Annotated in this window: 16 protein-coding genes; 5 read left to right on the plus strand and 11 right to left on the minus strand. The window is 72.4% G+C overall.

Features of this window, described 5'->3' with window-relative positions; all coding sequences use genetic code 11:
• Nucleotides 1-21: 21 nt before the first annotated feature.
• Entirely contained in the window at nucleotides 22-4,896 is a 4,875-nt protein-coding gene (locus ASG94_RS04530; RefSeq protein WP_056925179.1) for an NAD-glutamate dehydrogenase, read from the minus strand.
• Nucleotides 4,897-5,041: 145 nt separating this feature from the next.
• On the opposite strand from ASG94_RS04530, the gene ASG94_RS04535 reads away from it, so the two are divergent.
• On the plus strand, nucleotides 5,042-5,512 hold the full coding sequence (locus tag ASG94_RS04535; protein WP_056925180.1) for a DUF2505 domain-containing protein: 471 nt from the start codon (nucleotides 5,042-5,044) through the stop codon (nucleotides 5,510-5,512).
• A gap of 233 nt (nucleotides 5,513-5,745) precedes the next feature.
• Here ASG94_RS04535 and ASG94_RS21605 read toward each other — a convergent pair whose 3' ends face one another.
• Genes ASG94_RS21605 through ASG94_RS04550 form a run of 4 tightly spaced genes read right to left on the minus strand, consistent with a single transcriptional unit; the run spans nucleotide 5,746 to nucleotide 9,319 of the window.
• A complete protein-coding gene (locus ASG94_RS21605; RefSeq protein WP_156411417.1) occupies nucleotides 5,746-5,889 on the minus strand; it encodes a hypothetical protein in 144 nt (47 codons plus the stop codon).
• Between the two features lie 10 nt (nucleotides 5,890-5,899).
• The gene (gene pruA, locus ASG94_RS04540) at nucleotides 5,900-7,534 is read right to left on the minus strand and encodes an L-glutamate gamma-semialdehyde dehydrogenase (RefSeq protein ID WP_056925181.1); all 1,635 of its coding nucleotides are present in this window, start codon (nucleotides 7,532-7,534) and stop codon (nucleotides 5,900-5,902) included.
• 10 nt (nucleotides 7,535-7,544) lie between these two features.
• On the minus strand, nucleotides 7,545-7,883 hold the full coding sequence (locus tag ASG94_RS04545) for a DUF6912 family protein (RefSeq protein ID WP_056925182.1): 339 nt from the start codon (nucleotides 7,881-7,883) through the stop codon (nucleotides 7,545-7,547).
• Nucleotides 7,880-9,319 carry a WS/DGAT/MGAT family O-acyltransferase gene (locus ASG94_RS04550; RefSeq protein WP_056925183.1) on the minus strand — a complete coding sequence of 480 codons (1,440 nt, stop codon included), beginning with the start codon at nucleotides 9,317-9,319 and terminating at the stop codon, nucleotides 7,880-7,882. Before ASG94_RS04550 ends, ASG94_RS04545 begins: the two co-directional genes overlap by 4 nt.
• 168 nt (nucleotides 9,320-9,487) lie before the next feature.
• Here ASG94_RS04550 and ASG94_RS04555 point away from each other — a divergent pair, with 168 nt between their 5' ends.
• Together ASG94_RS04555 and ASG94_RS04560 are read left to right on the plus strand one after the other, a co-directional pair.
• The gene (locus ASG94_RS04555; protein WP_156411418.1) at nucleotides 9,488-9,928 is read left to right on the plus strand and encodes a hypothetical protein; all 441 of its coding nucleotides are present in this window, start codon (nucleotides 9,488-9,490) and stop codon (nucleotides 9,926-9,928) included.
• 1 nt (nucleotide 9,929) lies between these two features.
• Nucleotides 9,930-11,285: a hypothetical protein gene (locus tag ASG94_RS04560; protein WP_235537128.1), complete on the plus strand. Its 1,356-nt coding sequence runs from the start codon at nucleotides 9,930-9,932 to the stop codon at nucleotides 11,283-11,285.
• Nucleotides 11,286-11,369: 84 nt separating this feature from the next.
• Here the strand turns inward: ASG94_RS04560 and ASG94_RS04565 are convergent, their stop codons facing one another.
• The 3 genes from ASG94_RS04565 to ASG94_RS04575 form a co-directional block, all read right to left on the minus strand.
• On the minus strand, nucleotides 11,370-12,614 hold the full coding sequence (locus tag ASG94_RS04565) for a calcium-binding protein (protein ID WP_162260784.1): 1,245 nt from the start codon (nucleotides 12,612-12,614) through the stop codon (nucleotides 11,370-11,372).
• 184 nt (nucleotides 12,615-12,798) lie between these two features.
• A complete protein-coding gene (locus tag ASG94_RS04570) occupies nucleotides 12,799-14,079 on the minus strand; it encodes an AAA family ATPase (RefSeq protein ID WP_056925185.1) in 1,281 nt (426 codons plus the stop codon).
• A 3-nt stretch (nucleotides 14,080-14,082) separates the two neighbouring features.
• On the minus strand, nucleotides 14,083-14,742 hold the full coding sequence (locus ASG94_RS04575; protein WP_156411419.1) for a hypothetical protein: 660 nt from the start codon (nucleotides 14,740-14,742) through the stop codon (nucleotides 14,083-14,085).
• 132 nt (nucleotides 14,743-14,874) lie between these two features.
• On the opposite strand from ASG94_RS04575, the gene ASG94_RS04580 reads away from it, so the two are divergent.
• Nucleotides 14,875-15,120 (plus strand): helix-turn-helix domain-containing protein, encoded by a 246-nt coding sequence (locus tag ASG94_RS04580; RefSeq protein ID WP_056925187.1) that lies wholly within the window; start codon nucleotides 14,875-14,877, stop codon nucleotides 15,118-15,120.
• On the opposite strand, the gene ASG94_RS04585 is transcribed toward ASG94_RS04580, so the two are convergent.
• From ASG94_RS04585 to sigE, 3 genes are read right to left on the minus strand one after another with little or no spacing between them, the layout of a single operon-like run.
• Nucleotides 15,121-16,593: a trypsin-like peptidase domain-containing protein gene (locus tag ASG94_RS04585; protein ID WP_082623923.1), complete on the minus strand. Its 1,473-nt coding sequence runs from the start codon at nucleotides 16,591-16,593 to the stop codon at nucleotides 15,121-15,123.
• Nucleotides 16,590-17,171, minus strand: coding sequence for an anti-sigma factor family protein (locus tag ASG94_RS04590; RefSeq protein ID WP_056925188.1), 582 nt, complete (start codon nucleotides 17,169-17,171; stop codon nucleotides 16,590-16,592). The genes ASG94_RS04585 and ASG94_RS04590 overlap by 4 nt, the downstream gene beginning before the upstream one ends.
• The gene (gene sigE / locus ASG94_RS04595) at nucleotides 17,168-17,728 is read right to left on the minus strand and encodes an RNA polymerase sigma factor SigE (protein WP_235537217.1); all 561 of its coding nucleotides are present in this window, start codon (nucleotides 17,726-17,728) and stop codon (nucleotides 17,168-17,170) included. The genes ASG94_RS04590 and sigE overlap by 4 nt, the downstream gene beginning before the upstream one ends.
• Before the next feature lie 282 nt (nucleotides 17,729-18,010).
• Here sigE and ASG94_RS04600 point away from each other — a divergent pair, with 282 nt between their 5' ends.
• Nucleotides 18,011-18,649, plus strand: a complete 639-nt coding sequence (locus tag ASG94_RS04600) for an O-methyltransferase (RefSeq protein WP_442938480.1) — start codon at nucleotides 18,011-18,013, stop codon at nucleotides 18,647-18,649.
• Nucleotides 18,650-18,666: the final 17 nt, after the last annotated feature.

Here is an 18,666-nt window from a genome sequence, read left to right on the forward strand (position 1 = left end):
CGGAGATTCCTCGAGGAGGTGTCAGCGGGTCAGCAGCGAGCGCACCACCCGCAGGCCCACCGAGAGCCGCGCCAGGTCCGCCTCGTCGCGGCAGATCTGGTCCAGGGTGTGGGCCGCACGCCCGACCAGCTCGGCGTCGCCGTCCTCCCACTCGGCCACCCGGCCGACCGCAGAGTCGTCGGCGTCGGTGGTGGACAGGACGGCCGCGGTGAGCTGCTGGTGGACGGCGTACAGGTCGTCGCGCAGCGTCGCGCGCGCCATGGTCTGCCACTTGTCCTCGCGCGGCAGCGCGAAGATCCGGTCGACCAGCGCGGGCAGCCCGAGCCGCTCGCCCAGCGCGAAGTGCACCCGCGCCACCTGGGCCGGCTCGAGCGACTGCTCCTCGGCGGTCTCCACGATGCCGAGCAGCGCGTACGCCGGGGACAGCACCGCGACGCGCGTGGCCAGGTCCTCGGGGACGCCCTGGCTGGTGAGCCGGTCACGGCGGGCCCCGAAGCCGTCCGCCTCGCGCCCGCTCATGATGCCGGGCAGCTCGGCCATCACGGCCTGGACCCGCTCGCGGAAGAACTCGACGGTCCCCTCCGAGTCCAACGGGGGCCGGCGGTTGTTGACCAGCCAGCGCGACGCCCGCTCGACCAGGGTCCGCATCTCGATGCGCATCCGGGTCTGCCGCTCGGCGGGGACCACGTTGTCGTACGACGCGATCTCCTGCCGCAGGGGCAGCGAGCCGAAGATCTCGCGGGCCACGAAGTTGGCCCGGGTCAGGTCCGCCGGCGAGGCGCCGGTCTCCCCCGCCAGCCGCGGCCAGAAGGTCATGCCGGCGCCGTTGACGAGGTCGTTGACGACCTGGGTCACGATGATCTGGCGGCGCAGCGGGTGCTGCTCCATCGCGGCCACGTGGTCGGCGTGCATCCGCTGCGGGAAGTAGGCCAGCAGGTCGTCGCGCAGGTAGGGGTCGTCCGGCAGGTCGGAGGCCAGCAGCTCGTCGGCCAGCACGATCTTGGTCCAGGCCAGCAGCACCGAGAGCTCCGGCACCGACAGCGCCTGGCCCCGATCGAGGCGCCGGCGCACCTGCCGCGAGCTGGGCAGGCCCTCGAGGTCGCGGTTGAGGACCCCGCGCTGCTCGAGCTGCTTCATCCAGTCCTCGTGCACGTGCAGGAGCCCGGCCGAGTGGGCGCTGGCGTTGGCCAGCGCGAGGTTCTGCTCGTAGTTGTCGCGCAGCACCAGCTCGGCGACCTCGTCGGTCATCTCGGCCAGCAGCACGTTGCGCTGCTTCTCGGTCATGTCGCCGTCGGCGACCACCTTGTCGAGCAGCACCTTGATGTTGACCTCGTGGTCGGAGGTGTCCACGCCGGCGGAGTTGTCGATGAAGTCGGTGTTGATGCGGCCACCCTCGCGCTCGGCGCCGAGCCGGGCGTACTCGATGCGACCGAGCTGGGTCAGGCCGAGGTTGCCGCCCTCCCCCACGCACTTGGCGCGCAGGTCCTCGCCGTTGACCCGGATGGCGTCGTTGGCCTTGTCGCCCGCGTCGGCGTGGGTCTCCTCCGAGGACTTCACGTAGGTGCCGATGCCGCCGTTCCAGAGCAGGTCGACGGGCGCGAGCAGGATCGCGCGCATCAGCTCGGCCGGGGTCAGGGCGGTGACGTCGTCGGCGAGGCCGAGCGCGCGGCGTACGGCCTGGTGGACCGGGATCGACTTGAGCGAGCGCGACCACACGCCGCCGCCCTCGGAGACGAGGTCCTTGTCGTAGTCCTGCCAGCTGGAGCGCGGCAGCGCGAAGAGGCGCTGGCGCTCGGCGTACGACGCCGCGGCGTCGGGATCAGGGTCGAGGAAGATGTCGCGGTGGTCGAAGGCCGCCACGAGGCGGGTGTGCTCGGAGCAGAGCATGCCGTTGCCGAAGACGTCGCCGGACATGTCGCCGATGCCGACCGCGGTGAAGTCCTCCGCCTGGCAGTCGATGCCACGCTCGCGGAAGTGGCGCTGCACCGAGACCCAGGCGCCCCGGGCGGTGATGCCCATGGCCTTGTGGTCGTAGCCGACCGAGCCACCGGAGGCGAACGCGTCGCCCAGCCAGAAGCCGTAGTCCTTGGCCACGCCGTTGGCGATGTCGGAGAACGTCGCGGTCCCCTTGTCGGCGGCAACCACCAGGTAGGAGTCGTCGCCGTCGTGGCGCACCACGCCGGCGGGCGGCACCGTCTCCCCCTCGACGAGGTTGTCGGTGATGTCGAGGAGGCCGGAGATGAAGGTCGTGTAGCAGGCGACGCCCTCGGCGAGCCACGCGTCCCGGTTGGAGGAGTCGGGCAGCTGCTTGCAGAAGAACCCGCCCTTGGCTCCCACGGGAACGATCACGGTGTTCTTGACCATCTGCGCCTTGACCAGGCCGAGGACCTCCGTGCGGAAGTCGTCACGACGGTCGGACCAGCGCAGGCCGCCGCGGGCGACCGCACCGAAGCGCAGGTGCACGCCCTCCACGCGTGGGGAGTAGACGAAGATCTCGAACTTGGGCCGCGGCTCGGGCAGCTCGGGGATCGACGACGGCTCGAGCTTGAAGCTCATGTAGGGGTGCAGCTGGCCGTCGGGACCGGTCTGGAAGTAGTTGGTGCGCAGCGTCGCGCGGATGTGGGTCCGGTAGGAGCGCAGGATGCGGTCGTGGTCGAGGCTGACCACGTCGTCGAGGGCGCCGGCCAGCCGCTCCTCCACCTTCTCGACCCGCGCGGTGCGGGCCTCGTCGTCGGCGAGCGCTCCGTCCGCGGGCTCGAAGCGGGCCTCGAACAGCTGGACCAGCAGCCGGGTGATGTCCACGTTGTTGGCCAGCGCGCCCTCGATGTAGTCGAGGGCGAACGGGGTGTTGCCCTGGCGCATGTACTTCGCGTAGGCCCGCAGCACGGTGGCCTGCCGCCACGTGAGCCCGGCGCCCAGCACCAGCGCGTTGAAGCCGTCGGTCTCGTTGCGGCCCTCCCACACGGCGCGCAGCGCGTCCGAGAAGAGGTCCCGGGCGGTGGCGGGCAGCTGTCGCCCGTAGCGCAACCCGAACTCGTAGACGTAGGACTCACGACCGAGACCCTCGAGGGAGTAGGGGCGCTCGTCGACGACCTCGACGCCCATCGAGGACAGCATCGGCAGCACCCCGCTCAGCGACAGCGGGGCACCGACGCGGAAGACCTTGAGGCGGGCCTCGCCACGTCCGGCGTCGACCTGCTCGAAGAGCGCGAGGTCGATGCCCTCGGCGCCCTCGATGGACTCGATCCGGCCGAGGTCGGCGGCGGCCTGGCGGGGGTTGAAGTCCTCCTTGTAGGCCTCGGGGAAGGCACCCGCCCACCGGCGGGCCAGGCGCGAACCGCGTTCCTCGCCGTACTCGGTCACGACGGCGGCGACGAAGTCGTCACGCCACGAGCGGGAGGCCTCGATCATCCGGCGCTCGAGGTCGGCGACGTCGACGTCGGGCACGGTCTCGCCCTTGCGCGGGTGGACGACGAAGTGGACGCGGGCGCTGGTCGCCTCGTTGACCCGGGCGGTGAACTCGACGTTGTCGCCGCCGAGACGGTCCTTGAGGATGTGGCTGAACCGCTCGCGGACGGTGGTGTTGTAGCGGTCACGGGGCAGGTAGACGAGCACCGAGACGTAGCGGCCGTAGGTGTCGCGGCGCACGAAGAGCCGCAGCTGGCGGCGCTCCCGGGCGTACATGACCGACTGCGCGGTGGGCGCGAGCTCGTCGGCCGGGGTGTGGAACAGCTCGTCGCGGGGGTAGTTCTCGAGGGTGTCCATCAGCGCCTTGCCGGCGTGGCTGCGCGTGTCGAACCCGACCTGCTGCATCACCGTGCGCACCTTGTCGCGCAGCAGCGGGATCCGGCTGACCGACTCGGTGTACGCCGCGCTGGAGAAGAGTCCCAGGAAGCGCTGCTCGCCGACGACCTCGCCCTGTGCGTCGAACGTCTTGACGCCGACGTAGTCGAGGTAGACCGGCCGGTGCACGGTGGCCCGGGAGTTGGCCTTGGCCAGCACCAGCAGGGTCTTCTCGCGGGCCTTCTCGCGTACCAGGGCCGGCAGCTTGCCGAAGGAGTCGGACATGTCCTGGTCGGCGCGCAGGATGCCGAGGCCGGTGCCGGGCACCGCGCGCAGCGCCAGGTCCTCGCCCTCCGCCTCGAGGCGGTACTCGCGGTAGCCGAGGAACGTGAAGTGGTCGTCGGCCAGCCACCGGACGAACTCCGCGCCCTCGCTCACCTCGGCCGGGTCCAGGGGCGGCGGGTCGGCGACGAGCTCGTCGACCACCGCCAGCGCCCGGTCGCGCATCTTCTCCCAGTCCTCGACCGACTCGCGGACGTCGCGCAGCACGCGCTGCACACACTCCTCGATCTCGCGGACGTCGGCCTCGTCGACCACCCGGTCGATCTCCACGTGCATCCACGACTCGTCGAGGGCATCGGGCGCCGACTCCTCGACCACGCCCTCCTCGATGGCCCCCACCGTCTGCAGGACACCGGTGATGTCACGGGTGACCTCGAACTGCGGGTGGATGACCACGTGCACGTTGTGGCCCAGCCGGGCCAGCTCCATGGTCACCGAGTCCACGAGGAACGGCATGTCGTCGGTGACGACCTCGACGACCGAGTGCCCGTCCGCCGACCAGCCCGACTCGGCGAGGCCGGGCGTGACGACCCGGACGGCGGAGGTGCCCTGCGGCCGCGTCTGCGCGAGCCGGTGGTGCGACGCCAGAGCGCCGTACAGGTCCTCGGGGCTGCGTTCGACGAGGTCCTCGACGGCGACGTGCCGGTAGTAGGCGATCAGGAGGTCCTCGACCTGGTCGTGGTCGGGTCCTCCGGTGCCCTTCGAGTGACGCGCCGCGTCGGCGGCCCGGGTGAGCAGTTCGGCCTTGTCGTCCTCGAGCGTGGTGAGCACGATCCGACCCTAGGACCCGGCTGTGACAGGGACAACACGGGGTGGCACCTGCGTGTCTCGCCCGCCAGACATCCCCCGGTGACGCATCGGGGCGGGTCCGCCATGATGTGCGCATGTTGCTCTCTCACCTCGGAACCAACCGCTGATGGCCACGTCACTGCGCAAGGAGCTCGCGTACGACGCGACGCCGGACGCCGTCGCTGCCATGCTGGCCGATCCCGCGTTCCGCGAGGAGGTGCTCGAGCGCCAGCACGTCCTGCGTGGCTCCGCCTCCGTGGACGGCAGCACGGTCGTCGTCGAGCAGGTGCAGTCGGCCGCCGGCCTCCCGGGGTTCGCGCAGAAGTTCGTCGGCGACGAGATCGTCATCGTCCAGACCGAGCGCTGGGGCAGCGACACCGCGGCGGACCTGCACCTGGCGATCCCGGGCAAGCCCGGCGACATCACCGGCACCGTGCGGCTCACCCCCGCCGGCGCCGGCACGGTCGAGGTCGTCGACCTCTCCGTCAAGGTCTCCATCCCGCTCGTCGGCGGCAAGATCGAGAAGCTCGTCGCCGACATGATCGAGAAGGCGCTCGCCAAGGAGCACGAGGTCGGTCAGGAGTGGCTGGCCCGCTGAGCGGGCACTTCCTGACACCTCACACTCGCCGACCGGGCCCTTCCTGACACTTCACACCCGCCGACCGGGCGCTTCCTGACACCTCACACCCGCCGACCGGGCACTTTCTGACACCTCAGCGGTCAGGAAGCGCCCGGTCGACCGCGTCCAGCGGTCAGGAAGTGCCCGGTCGACCGTGTCCAGCGGTCAGGAAGTGCCCGGTCGACCGTGTCCAGCCGTCAGGAACTGCCCGGTCAGTCGTCCTCCTCACGGCGGCGCCACCAGACGACCACCGCGAGGAGCACGAACGGACCGAACGCGAGCAGCAGCGTGAGCGCCTGCTCGTAGGGGTGCAGCGACCCCATGTGGAGCGACGTCACGGGATGGAACGGGGTCACGGAGTGCTGGTCACTCCACGTCCATGTACGGGTACCGGTGGTCCTTCGGGGGCACGAAGGTCTCCTTGATGGACCGCGGCGACGTCCAGCGCAGCAGGTTGACCGCGGCGCCGGCCTTGTCGTTGGTGCCCGACGCGCGGCCACCGCCGAAGGGCTGCTGCCCCACGACCGCGCCGGTCGGCTTGTCGTTGATGTAGAAGTTGCCGGCCGCGAAGCGCAGCGCCTGGCGGGCCCACGCCACCGCGGAGCGGTCCTGGGCGATGATCGCCCCGGTCAGGGCGTACGGCGCGAACGACTCCATCTGGGCCACGACCTGCTCGAAGCGGTCGTCCTCGTACACGTGGACGGCCAGGATCGGGCCGAAGTACTCCTCGGAGAACATCTGGTCCGTCGGGTCGGTGGAGACCACGATCGTCGGGCGCACGAAGTACCCCACCGAGTCGTCGGTCTGGCCGCCGGCCAGCAGTGTGAGGTGCTTGTTGGCCCGCACCCGCGCGATCGCCTTCTTGTGCTTGGCGAAGGCGCGCTCGTCGATCACCGCGCCCATGAAGTGGCTGAAGTCGGTGACGTCGCCCATCGAGAGGCCCTCGGTGTCGGCGACCAGCTGGTCCTTGATCTTGTCCCACACGGACCGCGCGACGTACGCACGCGACGCCGCCGAGCACTTCTGGCCCTGGTACTCGAAGGCACCACGCAGCAGCGCCACGCGGGTGACGTCGGGGTCGGCGGACGGGTGCGCGACCACGAAGTCCTTGCCGCCGGTCTCGCCCACGATGCGCGGGTAGGCGCGGTAGCCGGAGATGTTGGTCCCCACCGTCTGCCACAGGTGCTGGAAGGTCGGCGTCGAGCCGGTGAAGTGGATGGCGGCCAGGTCCGGGTGGGTCAGCGCGACCTTCGAGACCTCGAGGCCGTCACCGGGGAGCATGTTGATGACGCCGGGCGGCATCCCGGCCTCCTCCAGGAGCTCCATGGTCAGCGACGCGGCCAGCTGCTGGGTCGGCGACGGCTTCCAGATCACCGTGTTGCCCATCAGGGCCGGCGCGGTCGGCAGGTTGCCCGCGATCGCGGTGAAGTTGAAGGGCGTGATCGCGTAGACGAAGCCCTCGAGCGGGCGGTGGTCGGTGCGGTTCCAGATGCCGGGGCTGTTGGCGATCGGCTGGTCGGTGAGGATCTCGCGGGCGTAGTGGACGTTGAAGCGCCAGAAGTCGATGAGCTCGCACGCCGCGTCGATCTCGGCCTGGAACGCGGTCTTGGACTGGCCCAGCATCGTCGCGGCGTTGAGGCGCTGGCGCCACGGGCCGGCGAGCAGGTCGGCCGCCTTGAGGATGATCGCGGCGCGGTCGTCGAACGACATCGCCTGCCACTCCGGGGCCGCGGCCGCCGCGGCCTTCACGGCCGCCTCGGCGTCCTTGGCCGTGGTGTTCTTGAAGGTGCCCAGCACGTGCTGGTGGTCGTGGGGCTGGACGACCTTGATCTCCGCGCCGCCGCCGTTGCGCCTGCGGCCGTTGATGTGGGCCCGCAGGGTGTGCTGCTTGCCCTCCAGCCGGGCCAGCTCCACCTTCAGCGCGGCGCGCTCGGGGCTGTGCGGGGCGTAGGTGAGGTTCGGCTCGTTGACCGGAGCCGGAGGAGAAGTGATCGCGTCCATGGGGCCGACCCTAGCGACCCGCGATCAGGTCCGGAATCTCCTGGGTGGCGTACCACGCGAGGTCGTCGTCGGGGTCGGCGTCGTCCGCGGTGTCGACGTGCACCGAGGCGACCAGCCGCACCGGCACCGACAGGGCGCCGTCCGGGACCTCGGCGACCAGGACGACCCGCCGCCCAGGACCGTCCAGCAGCGCGGCGGAGGCGTCCGCGGCGGTCATCAGCGCGGCGTACTCGGCCTCCTCGGACTCGTCCTCGGCCGTGATGGGGTCCGCGCCGACCGGCACGGTCCCCTCGGTGTGGAAGCGCGCCAGCTCGTCCAGCGTGGTGGGCAGGTAGGTGCGCACGCTCACGACCCCTCCCCCGTACGCCGTCCGCGCGGGGCCCGCTTGCGGGCGCCGCTGGCCGACTCGGCGAGCTCGTCGAGGGACTCCAGGAGGCACTGGCCCAGGGTGTCGACGTCCGGCACCGCGTCGCGGTCGGCGGTGATCCCGTAGAAGACGCCCCCGTTGTACGACGTGACGCCGACGGCCAGCGTGTGCTCGGGGAGCAGCGGCTGGACCGGGTACGTCTCGAGCATCTCCGCGCCGGCGGCGTACAGCGGGAACTGCGGGCCCGGGACGTTGGTGACCGACAGGTGGAAGCCCCGACGGGCCTCCTCGGCCGCGACCCGGGAGCCGAGGGCGTGGAACGTCGTCGGCGCGAAGCCCGCGATGCCCGCCAGGCGGCGGGCGGAGACGGCCCGGCCGGTCTCCTTGTGGGCCTGGAAGCTGTAGCTCACCTGGTGCAGGCGCACCACCGCCGAGGCCTCGCTGATCGGCAGGTTGACCAGGTGGCCGGCGACCTGGGTGCCCAGCGACGTGGCCTCGAGGTCGTCGTCGATCACCGACATCGGGACCATGGCCCGGATGGTGCGGACGCCGGCCATCGACTCGGTGCGGGTCATCAGCCACCCGCGCAGGGCGCCCGCGATGGTGGCCAGGACCACGTCGTTGATCGTGCCGCCGTGCACCGTGCGGATGCGCTTGTAGACCTCGAGCTCGGTGGGGATCGCGAGGTAGCGGCGCTGCTGCGACAGCGGACGGTTGATCGGGCTGCCGTGGACCGGGCTCCGGCCGGCGAGCGCGCCGGCGACGCCACCCACGCGGTGGGCGAGGGCGGTGACCCCGCGCGTGGCCGACTGGGCGTTGGCCCGCACCGTCTGGACGGCCGTCATGGGGTGCTCCACGCTGTCGCTGAGCGCGTCGAGAGCCAGGCCCAGCGCGGTGGGTCGACCCCGCGGACGCCACTCGTCGTGGCCGAGGTCCCGCGCCTCCGCGGAGGTGTCGAGCAGCACCTGGCCGATGTCCACGGTCTCGCGCCCGTCGACGAGGATCTGGTGACTCTTGGTCAGGACGGCGACCCGGCCGCCCTCGAGGCCCTCGACGAAGTAGATCTCCCACAGCGGTCGGGTGCGATCGAGCGGGCGCGAGGCGATCCTCGCCACCAGCTCGCGGAGCTGGCGGTGGTCACCGGGGCGCGGCAGGGCGGAGCGGCGTACGTGGTAGCCGATCTCGAAGTCGGGGTCGTCGACCCACACGGGGTTGGCGAGCCGGCCGGGGACGGTCTGCAGCCGCTGGCGGTAGCGGGGCACGAAGGCGATCCGGTCGGCGATGAGCTCGACCAGGCGGGCGTGGTCGAAGCCGGAGTCGCCGGGATCGAAGATCTCGACCGTGGCGTTGTGCATGGGTGTCGACGGGGACTCGGTGGCCAGCAAGGCCAGGTCCCGCGGCCGCAGCCGCTCGGTCATGTGCGCCCCTTCGTCGTGGTGTCGGACACTTCTGGAGGCCCGCGGGAAGGCCCCGACGCCGACGGTGTTGCTCCGCGTGGGATTCTGGCAGAGGCTCCCACCCCTGGCGGTGGGAGTCCAACGCAGGGACGGGGACGGACCCGTCAGACCCACTCGCTGGAGGAACACATGCGCGCGACGCGGCTCGCCCCGCTGGCCACGACCCTGCTGCTGGTGACGCTGGGCGTCACGGGGTGCAGCGACGACGACGCCACCGAGCCGGAGTCCGGCGCCAGCACCAGCTCGTCGACGCCCTCGGAGTCGACGAGCAGCGGCACGCCCAGCGACTCGGGCAGCCCGGAGGCGGACACCCCGAGCATCGAGATCACCTTCGAGGGCGACACCGTCACCCCCAACGGCGAGCGCGTCGCCGTACCGATGGGCCAGGAGATCGACCTTGTCGTCACCGCCGACCAGCCCGGCGAGATCCACGTGCACTCCACCCCGGAGCAGGAGCTCGCCTACGAGGCGGGCACCACCACCCTGCCCCTGACGATCGACCAACCCGGCGTCGTCGAGGTCGAGTCCCACGACCTCGAGCTCACGATCGTCCAGCTCGAAGTCCGCTGAGGTGGCGCTGCTGGAGCCCGGGACCGATCCCGGGGGCCGTGACCTGCTCGCCCACGGCATCGGCGGGGCCAAGGACCTGCCGATCCCCCTCGAGCTCGCGATCGCCGGCGCCGTCGCGGCGCTGGTGGTCTCCTTCACCGTGCTGGCCCTCGCCTGGCGCACCCCGCGGTACGACGACGCGGGCGCCAGCGGCCGTCCGGCTCCCGCCTGGCTCGACCGGCTGACCTCCTCCACCCCGTGGCGGGTCGGCCTGCGCGTCCTCGGCCTCGTCGCCTTCCTGTACGTCGCCGCCGCGGCCGTCTTCGGCCAGGACACGCTGGTGAACCCGTTCCTCGGGGTCTTCTACGTCCTGCTGTGGGTCGGCATCGTCCCGCTGTCGGTCCTCCTGGGACCGGTCTGGAAGGCGATCAGCCCCAGCCGCACGATCAACGCCGCGCTGGCCCGCATCTCGGGCAGCGACCCCGAGGAGGGGATGTACGCCTACCCCGCGCGCCTCGGCTACTGGCCGGCCGCCGTCGGCCTGTTCGCGTTCGTGTGGCTGGAGCTCGTCTACCCGCACTCCACCGAGATCGGTCCGGTCCGGCTCTGGTGCGCGGTCTACCTCGGCATCATGCTCATCGGCGGCGCGCTCTTCGGCAACCGCTTCTTCGAGCGCGCGGACCCCTTCGAGGTCTACTCCTCGCTGGTGGCCAGGCTGTCGGTCTGGGGCCACCGCGACGGGCGCCTGGTCCTGCGCAGCCCGCTGGCCAACCTCGCCACCGTCCCGGTCGCTCCCGGGCTCGTCGGCGTCGTGGCGGTGCTGTTCGGCAGCACGGCGTACGACTCCTTCAAGGAGGCCAGCCCGTGGGTCCGGTTCGTGCAGACGACGAGCATCCCCTCGGGGCTGATCGACAACCTGGCGCTGCTGGCCTTCTGCGTGGGCGTCGGCGTGATCTTCGCGGTCGGCTGCATGGCGACCGGGGTGGCGCCCGGCACGCGGCGCTCGACGCTGCCCGACCTCTTCGCGCACTCGATCGTGCCGATCATCGTGGGCTACATCATCGCCCACTACCTGACCTACCTCGTCGAGTACGGCCAGACGACCCTGGTGCAGCTGAGCGACCCGTTCAGCCGCGGTGACGACTACCTCGGCACCGCCGACCTCTCGGTGAACTACTGGCTCTCGTTCCACCCGGACTTCCTGGCCCGGCTCAAGGTCGGCGCGGTGGTGGCCGGCCACGTGCTCGGCGTCATCGCGGCGCACGACCGCGCCATCGCGCTGCTCCCGCGCCGGCACCAGCTCACGGGCCAGCTCCCGCTGCTCCTGGCGATGGTGTTCTTCACCGTGGGCGGGCTCTACCTGCTGTTCGCCGCCTGAGGAGTCCCGCCCCGGGGAACGAGACCGGCCGTCGGCACGGAGCCGACGCCGATCCCGTTCCCCACCCGGGACGTTTCTCGGTGCTCAGCCCAGCCAGGCCAGGCGCGCGTCGGCGTACGCCGCGCGCGTCGGGTCGGCGGACTGCGTGGTCGCGGCCTGGCGCGCACCCGCGCCGGCGACCGGCCCGTAGGGCCAGCCGGCGGGGAGGTAGTTGATCACGGTGATCGACTCGCAGGTCTCCCGGTCGGCGCGGATCTTGTCGAGCGGGTCGACGCGGCCCACGTAGATCACGCGGTCGCTCTTGCCCTCGCGCGGGGTGCCGATGTCGTCGTAGTCGTCGCAGTAGAACTCGTCCCACACACCGTCGTCGTACAGGTAGATGGTGTCGCTGCCCTGCTCGCTGAAGACCGAGTCCTGACCGGGACCGACGAAGATGGTGTCGTTGCCCTCGTCGCCCTTGATGTAGCGGTCGTTGCCGTCGCCGTCGATGAGCACGTCGTCGCCGGGGCCTCCCGTCAGGGAGTGGTCGTCACCGGGACCGCCGTCGACGACGTCGTTGTCGGGTCCGCCGATGAGCTTGTCGCGACCGTCGCCACCGCGGATCACGTCGTTGCCGGGGCCGCCGTTGATCTCCGGGGTCTTCCCGCCGGTGCTCTTGTTCTTCGACCGGTCGACGGCGATCCCGTCGTCGCCGAGGCCGCCGTCGAGGACGTCGTTGCCGGGTCCGCCGTTGATGTTCTCGGCGCCGTCCGAGCCGGAGATCACGTCGTCGCCCGAGGCGCCCGCGAGCTGGTCGTCGCCCGTGCCGCCGTCGATCGCGTCGTTGTCGCCGTTGCCGTCGATGCGGTCGTTGCCGTCACCGCCGAGGATCGTGTCGTTGCCGGTGCCGCCGTCGACGCGGTCGCCCTCGGTGCCGCCGTCGATGCTGTCGTTGCCCGCGGCGCCGACCAGCCAGTCGGCCCCGGAGAGGCCCTGCAGCGAGTCGTCGCCGCCCTGGCCCTGGAGCTTGTCGTCGCCGGCCTGGCCGACGAGAGCGTCGTTGCCGGGGCCGCCGACGACCATGTCGTCGCCGTCGCCGCCGTCGAGGGCGTCGTTGCCGGTGCCACCCATGAGCAGGTCGCGACCGCCGCCGCCGAGCACGGTGTCGTGGTCGTCCTGGCCCCACAACTTGTCGTTGCCGGAGCCGCCGTCGACCCAGTCGTCGTCGGGACCGGCGTAGACGGTGTCCTTGCCGCCCTTCGAGCTGACCCGGTCGTTGCCGGACAGGGCCTTGATCGTCTCGGGGCGGCCGGAGCCGTTGAGCTGGTCCGCTGCCCTCGAGGCCGTCATCTGGGCACCCATGGCGGGTCCCGCTGCGAGGCCGAGGCAAACGAGCAAACTGACGGACGCGCCGGAGCGCGCGAGGATACTCTGCATGGGAGTACTCCAAATGGGGGTTGATACGGGGGGGACGCCCAGTAAAACCCCTTGACGCGCTCTTGTCAGATCCTTGAGAAAGGATCACCCCTTCGGACTAGTCCCTCCGGCCCCTCGGGGCCCGCCGCCAACGCCCTCTCGACGCCCGTCGGCCGGCGCCCTGGACGGTCACCGAGGCGGGGAACGTGGCGTCCACCACTCCCGCGATCCCCCGCAGCAGGGCCGACTCCCCGACCTCGCCCAGCGCTCGGCCGGCCACGAGGGCACGGTCGACGGCCGCGCGGTCCTCCGGCAGGAAGTGCAGCCCCAGGACCCGGGTGAATCCCTCGACCATCCCGGCGATCTCCCGCTCCGACCAGCCGAGCGTCGGGCGCATGCGGTTGACCACGACCCGGACCGGCGCTCCCCCGGTGCGGTCGCGCAGCTCCACGAGACCCCGCGCCAGCCGCGACAGCCCCACGGGGTCGGCCGCGCCGACCACCACCACCTCGTCGGCGAGGTCGAGGGCGGCGAGCGTCATCGTGTTGCGCGACGGACGGGACCCGAAGTCCTGCCCGGGCTCGTCCTCGAGGCTGAAGCCCGTGTCGACGACGACGTCGCCGCGCTCCAGCGCACTCCCGAGGACCTGCTCCATCGCGGGGCCGCGCACCTCGATCCACCGGTCTGCCCGGGGCAGCCCGGTCACGACGCGCAGGTGGTCCCCGACGCCGCGGCACGTCGAGTCGAAGCGCTCGGCGAGGTGGGCCGAGCCCGCCAGCCGGGCGGCCGAGAGGATCCCGGAGACCTCGTCGAGGATGCCGAGCTGCTGGGCGACGCCCCCGCCGTACGGATCGCCGTCGACCAGGACGGTGTCGCGCCCGCGCCGGGCCAGCTCGGAGGCGACGGTGACCGCGGTGGTGGTGCGCCCGGGGGCGCCCCCCGGGCCCCACACGACGACGAGCCGGCGGTCCGCGCCGGCATCCGCGTCGGGTACGACGGGCGCACCGGGCCCGGCGTCGGGCTCGGCGCGGACCCGGGTGTCCTCCGCGTCCTCGATCGTGGTGACCGCCTCGACCAGGCCCTCGGGGTCGTCGAAGGCGACCAGCGCGCGGACGTCGACGCGCTGCGCGCGGGAGAGCACGTCGGGGTCGTCGGTGCGGGACACGACGGCGACCGGGCGGACGGCGTACCGGCGCAGGTGTGCGACGGCGGCGGGATCGAGTCCCGGTGACTCCAGGCCCACCACCGCGACGTCGGCCTGACCGCTGGTCGCCGTGGCGAGCAGGTCGTCGACGTCGACGCACCTCTTGAGCACGACCACCCCGCTCTGCCCGTCGAGGCGGGCGAGCGCCGCGGACTCCCACGCGGCCCCCGAGGCCATCATCAGCACGCAGATCACGGGTCAGCCCCGCCCGAGGACCCGCACGCGCTGCTCCTCGCTCGCCGCGAGGAGCTCGGCCAGGGCCTGCGACTCGTCCCGCGGGATCCCGAGCACCAGCTGGCGGCCGACGGCGACGGAGCCGAGGGCCTCGGCGGCACTCGGGGCGTCCATGACGACGACGTCGTCCAGCACGGGCCCGGCGAGCTCGGTGCGACGGGCGTCGTCACCGGGGACCACCCACAGCTCGACGACCGAACCGGTCTCGATCCCGCTCGGCACCAGCTCGGTGGGGAACGACAGCGACAGGCTCACGGTGTCGCTCTCCTCCGCCGAGCCCAGTGCCGCCGCCGGGACGAGCTCGCCGGCGCCGAGGCCGCGGACGAGCTGCAGGTCGTCGGGGAGGGGGCCGTCCGTGGCGAGGTAGCGGTCCAGGTCGGCCGGCTCCTCGAAGCGCACCGAGGTGGCGACGAGGTCGTCGGCGCCGAGCCGGTCCCCCGGAGCCAGGTCCGTGGCGGCCGACCAGACCGTCACCGAGTCGTCCGCGCCGCCGAGGAGGCGGGCACCCGCGACCACGGACACGGCGACGAGGGCGACGCCCACCCACAGCCGGGGATCGCGCCACCCGGGCGGCTTGGCGCGGGCGGCGGTGGGCACGTCGGGAGCAGCATGGGTCCGAGACACGGAACGCATCATGTCCACGCGGACGCGTCCGCACACCTGCTCATCCACAGGACGGTTCCGTGGGGCCGATGTCGTCCACAGGCACCGGGGCGTCGTGCTCCCCCGGTCGCGGAGTTTGGCACGATGGGCGCCATGCCCGACTCCCCCCGCTTCCTCACCCTGGCCGACGTGGCCGAGGTGCTCAACACCTCCAGCGCCCAGGTCTACGCGCTGGTGCGCCGGGGAGACCTGCCCGCCATCAAGATCGGCGGTCGCGGGCAGTGGCGTGTCGAGGGCGCCGAGCTGGAGAAGTTCATCGAGCGGATGTACGCCGAGACCAAGACGTTCGTCTCCGACCACCCGTTCGTGGAGAGCGACGCCGGCCGCAGCGAGGACTGATCAGCCGACCTCGCCGTCGAGAGTGACCTCGACGGTGCGCTCCTCACCGTCGCGCTGGACGGTGAACTCGATGGTCTCGCCGGGCTGGTGGGTGCGGATGGCCACGATCAGGGCGATCCCGTCGGTCACCGGCTCACCCTCGACGCGGGTGACCAGGTCGTCCTTGAGCAGCCCGGCGTCCTGGGCAGGGGTGCCCTCGTTGACCTCGGTGATGAGGGCTCCGTCCGAGTCGTTGCCACCGGTGCGCACCTGAGCCCCGATGACGGGGTAGCGAGCCTCGCCGGTGGCCAGGATCTGGTCGGCGGTCGTGCGCACCTGCTCGATCGGGATGGCGAAGCCGACGCCGATGTTGCCCGAGGTCTCCCCGGTGAGGCTGCCACCGGTGGTGGCGATGGCGGAGTTGACGCCCACGACCTCGCCGGCCAGGTTGACCAGCGGCCCGCCCGAGTTGCCCGGGTTGATCGCGGCGTCGGTCTGGACCGCGTTGATGTAGGACGACTCGTTGTCGGAGTCGCCGGTCGTCACCGGCCGGTTGAGCGCGCTGACGATGCCCGAGGTGACGGTCTGGCTCAGCCCCAGCGGCGAGCCGAACGCGACCACGGGGTCGCCCACGTGGAGCACGGTGGACGCGCCGAGCGCGGCCGGCTCGAGCGCCTCGACCGGGTCGATCTGGAGGATGGCGAGGTCGTAGACGGGGCTGCGGCCCACGACGGTGGCCTCGTGGCGGGTGCCCTCGGCGTCGACGACCAGGATCGCCCCGTCGTCCTGGGCGGCGGAGGCGACCACGTGGTTGTTGGTGACGATGTGGCCCTGGCGGTCGAGCACGAAGCCCGACCCGGTCGCGCCCCCGGCCTCACCGTCGAAGGCGGCGATGATCTGCACGGTGCTGGGCAGGAGGGCCTGGGCGACGGCCGGGACCGAGCCGTTGTCGGCCTCGAGCGGAGCCGCGTCCTGGGTCTCGACCGCGTCGAGTCCCCCGCCGTAGCGCCCGGTCTCGTCGCCGAGGCGGTCGTAGCCCAGGGCGCCGAGGAAGCCGCCGAGGAGTCCGACGACCAGCGCGAGCATCGCCACGACGGGCCACAGCCAGCGCGAGACCCGACGCGGCTCGTCACGGGGCGAGAGCGGCATGGGTGTCGTGGGGCCCTCGCCGGCGAAGAACCCGCCGAACGGGCGCTCGGGCGGGACGGAGGGGCCGCCGGGGCCCCAGGACTGCTGTGGGATCGGGGACAACGGCGGGCCCTGCTCCCCCGGCTGCTGCGCCCCGGGGTCGCCGGCGGCCGGCGGGCCGAAGGGCGCGGCCGATGGCTGCACAGGGGCCGGGGCGGGCGGCTGCGGCGTGGGCTCCGAGGGCGGGGTCCACCCCGGGATCGGCTGCGTCGGCTCCCCCACGTCCCCGTCGGCGTGCCCGGGCAGCGGGTCGTGCTGCGCGGGCCGCTCGGGGTGGTCGTGGTCGGGGTGCTCCTGGTCGCTCACGGAGCCATTGTCCCCCGGGCGGCCATCTCGTCGAGCAGGTGCCGCACCGTGAGGGTCTGGCCGGAGGTCTGCCCGGCACCGCTGCTGGTGGTCACGCCGGCGGACGGGGAGGCCGCGGCCCGGCTCGGGGCCGGGGTGCGTGTACGCCGTGCGGGGCGGCTCTGCGGGTCCACGTTGGACGAGGTGACGGGGCGGTTGAGGTCGCCGACGGGGGCCCGGCGCTCGACCTGGGGGGAGCCGGCCGCCCCGAGGGCGAGCAGTCCGACGACGGCGGCACCGGCAGCACCGCCGCCGATCATCGCCAGCCCGCGGTGCCGGGACCGTCCGGTGGGCAACGAGGTCGGGAACGTGCCGGCACGCAGCGCGGACGTCGGACACATCAGCGAGTCCTTGAGCCCGGCAGGGGCGGCCCCGGGGTCCAGGGACAGCCCGGCCAGCTGGGTCTTCACCCACCCCTCGCGCTCGACGAGGTCACGGCAGGGGTGGCAGGCGTGGACGTGCTCCCAGAGACGTTCCTCCTCCGCGGGCGGCAGGTGGCCGTCGAGCAGGGCACTCACCCGGGGTCCGAGGTGGCTCACCGGGCGACCCCCTCGTCGGCCAGGACCGGGCCGGCGTACCGCTGGCGCCCCTCGACCGGCGCGCGGTGCGCGAGCGCCCGACGCAGCATGGCGCGGCCGCGGTGGATGCGCGAGCGCACGGTGCCGAGCTTGGCGTCCATGATCTCCGCGATCTCCTCGTAGGTGAGGCCCTCGACGTCGCACAGCACGACCGCGGCACGGAAGTCGGGCGGCAGGGTCGCCAGGGCGCTCTCGATGTCGTCGTCGAACGTCTGGTCGGCGTACGCCGCGTCGGGTGCGGGCGAGGCGCTCTGCAGCCGGGCGGCACGCTCGTCGGAGAGGGCGTCGAAGCGGATCCGCTGCTTGCGGCGGGCTCCGTCGAGGAAGAGGTTGGTGGTGATGCGGTGCAGCCAGCCCTCGAAGGTGCCGGGCGTGTAGGAGTCCAGCGAGCGGAAGACCCGGACGAAGACCTCCTGCGTCAGGTCCTCGGCGTCGGGGCGGTTGCCGGTCAGTCGGTAGGCCAGGCGGAAGACGCGGTCGGAGTGCTGCTCGACGACCTCGTCCCAGGTGGGCACCATCAGGTCCCGCTCGTCGCTCTCGGTGCCGCTGGAGTGGTCCACGGCTGCCCCCTGCTGGGTCGTGTGGCGCTTGAACAAGTGCTCTGGCCTTCCTCAACCTAGGGAGCGGTCCTGAGAGGACCCTGTGAGCCGACCCCCGTGCTGCTGGGAATCGGACCGCTTTCCCCGACAACGTGGCAGCCGGGTCCGGTGTTCCCGCGCGATAGAGTCGCGCCACTCGATGCGCAGCAGCGACCCGGCTGCCGTGCGTGTCCGACCCAGGAGGCCACCATCACCACCCCGATCAAGCCCGCCAGCTGGACCTACTCCGAGGCGTTCGTCGCCGAGGACGAGGTGCTCGCCTCCGCCCGCTCGCGCGCCGAGGAGGTCGGGGTCTCCCCCGTCAGCCCGGGCGCGGGGGCCGCGCTGCGCTTCCTGGCCTCCGTCCTCGACGCGCGCGCGGTCGTGGAGATCGGCACGGGCACCGGCGTCTCGGGCCTCTGGCTGCTCCGCGGCATGCGCGCCGACGGCGTCCTGACCACCGTGGACATCGAGGCCGAGCACCAGCGGCTGGCCAAGGAGTCGTTCGGCGAGGCGGGCGTCCCGGCCAACCGGGCGCGCACCATCGCCGGCGCCGGGCTCGACGTGCTGCCCCGCCTCACCGACGGCCACTACGACCTGGTCTTCTGCGACGGGGACAAGCGCGAGTACGGCGAGTACCTCACCGAGGCGCTGCGACTGCTGCGTCCCGGCGGCGTGGTGGCCTTCGACAACGCCCTGTGGCACGACCGGGTGGCCGACCCCGCCCAGCGTGACGAGGAGACGGTCGCGATCCGCGACCTCGGCCGCACGGTCGCCGAGCACGCCTCCCTGGTCCCGGTGCTGCTGCCGGTCGGCGACGGGCTGCTCTGCGCCAAGAAGGTCTGGTCCCCGGAGGCCTGAGCCCTGCCCGGCGGCGG

The organism is Nocardioides sp. Soil805, from assembly GCF_001429625.1.
GTDB lineage: Bacteria > Actinomycetota > Actinomycetes > Propionibacteriales > Nocardioidaceae > Nocardioides.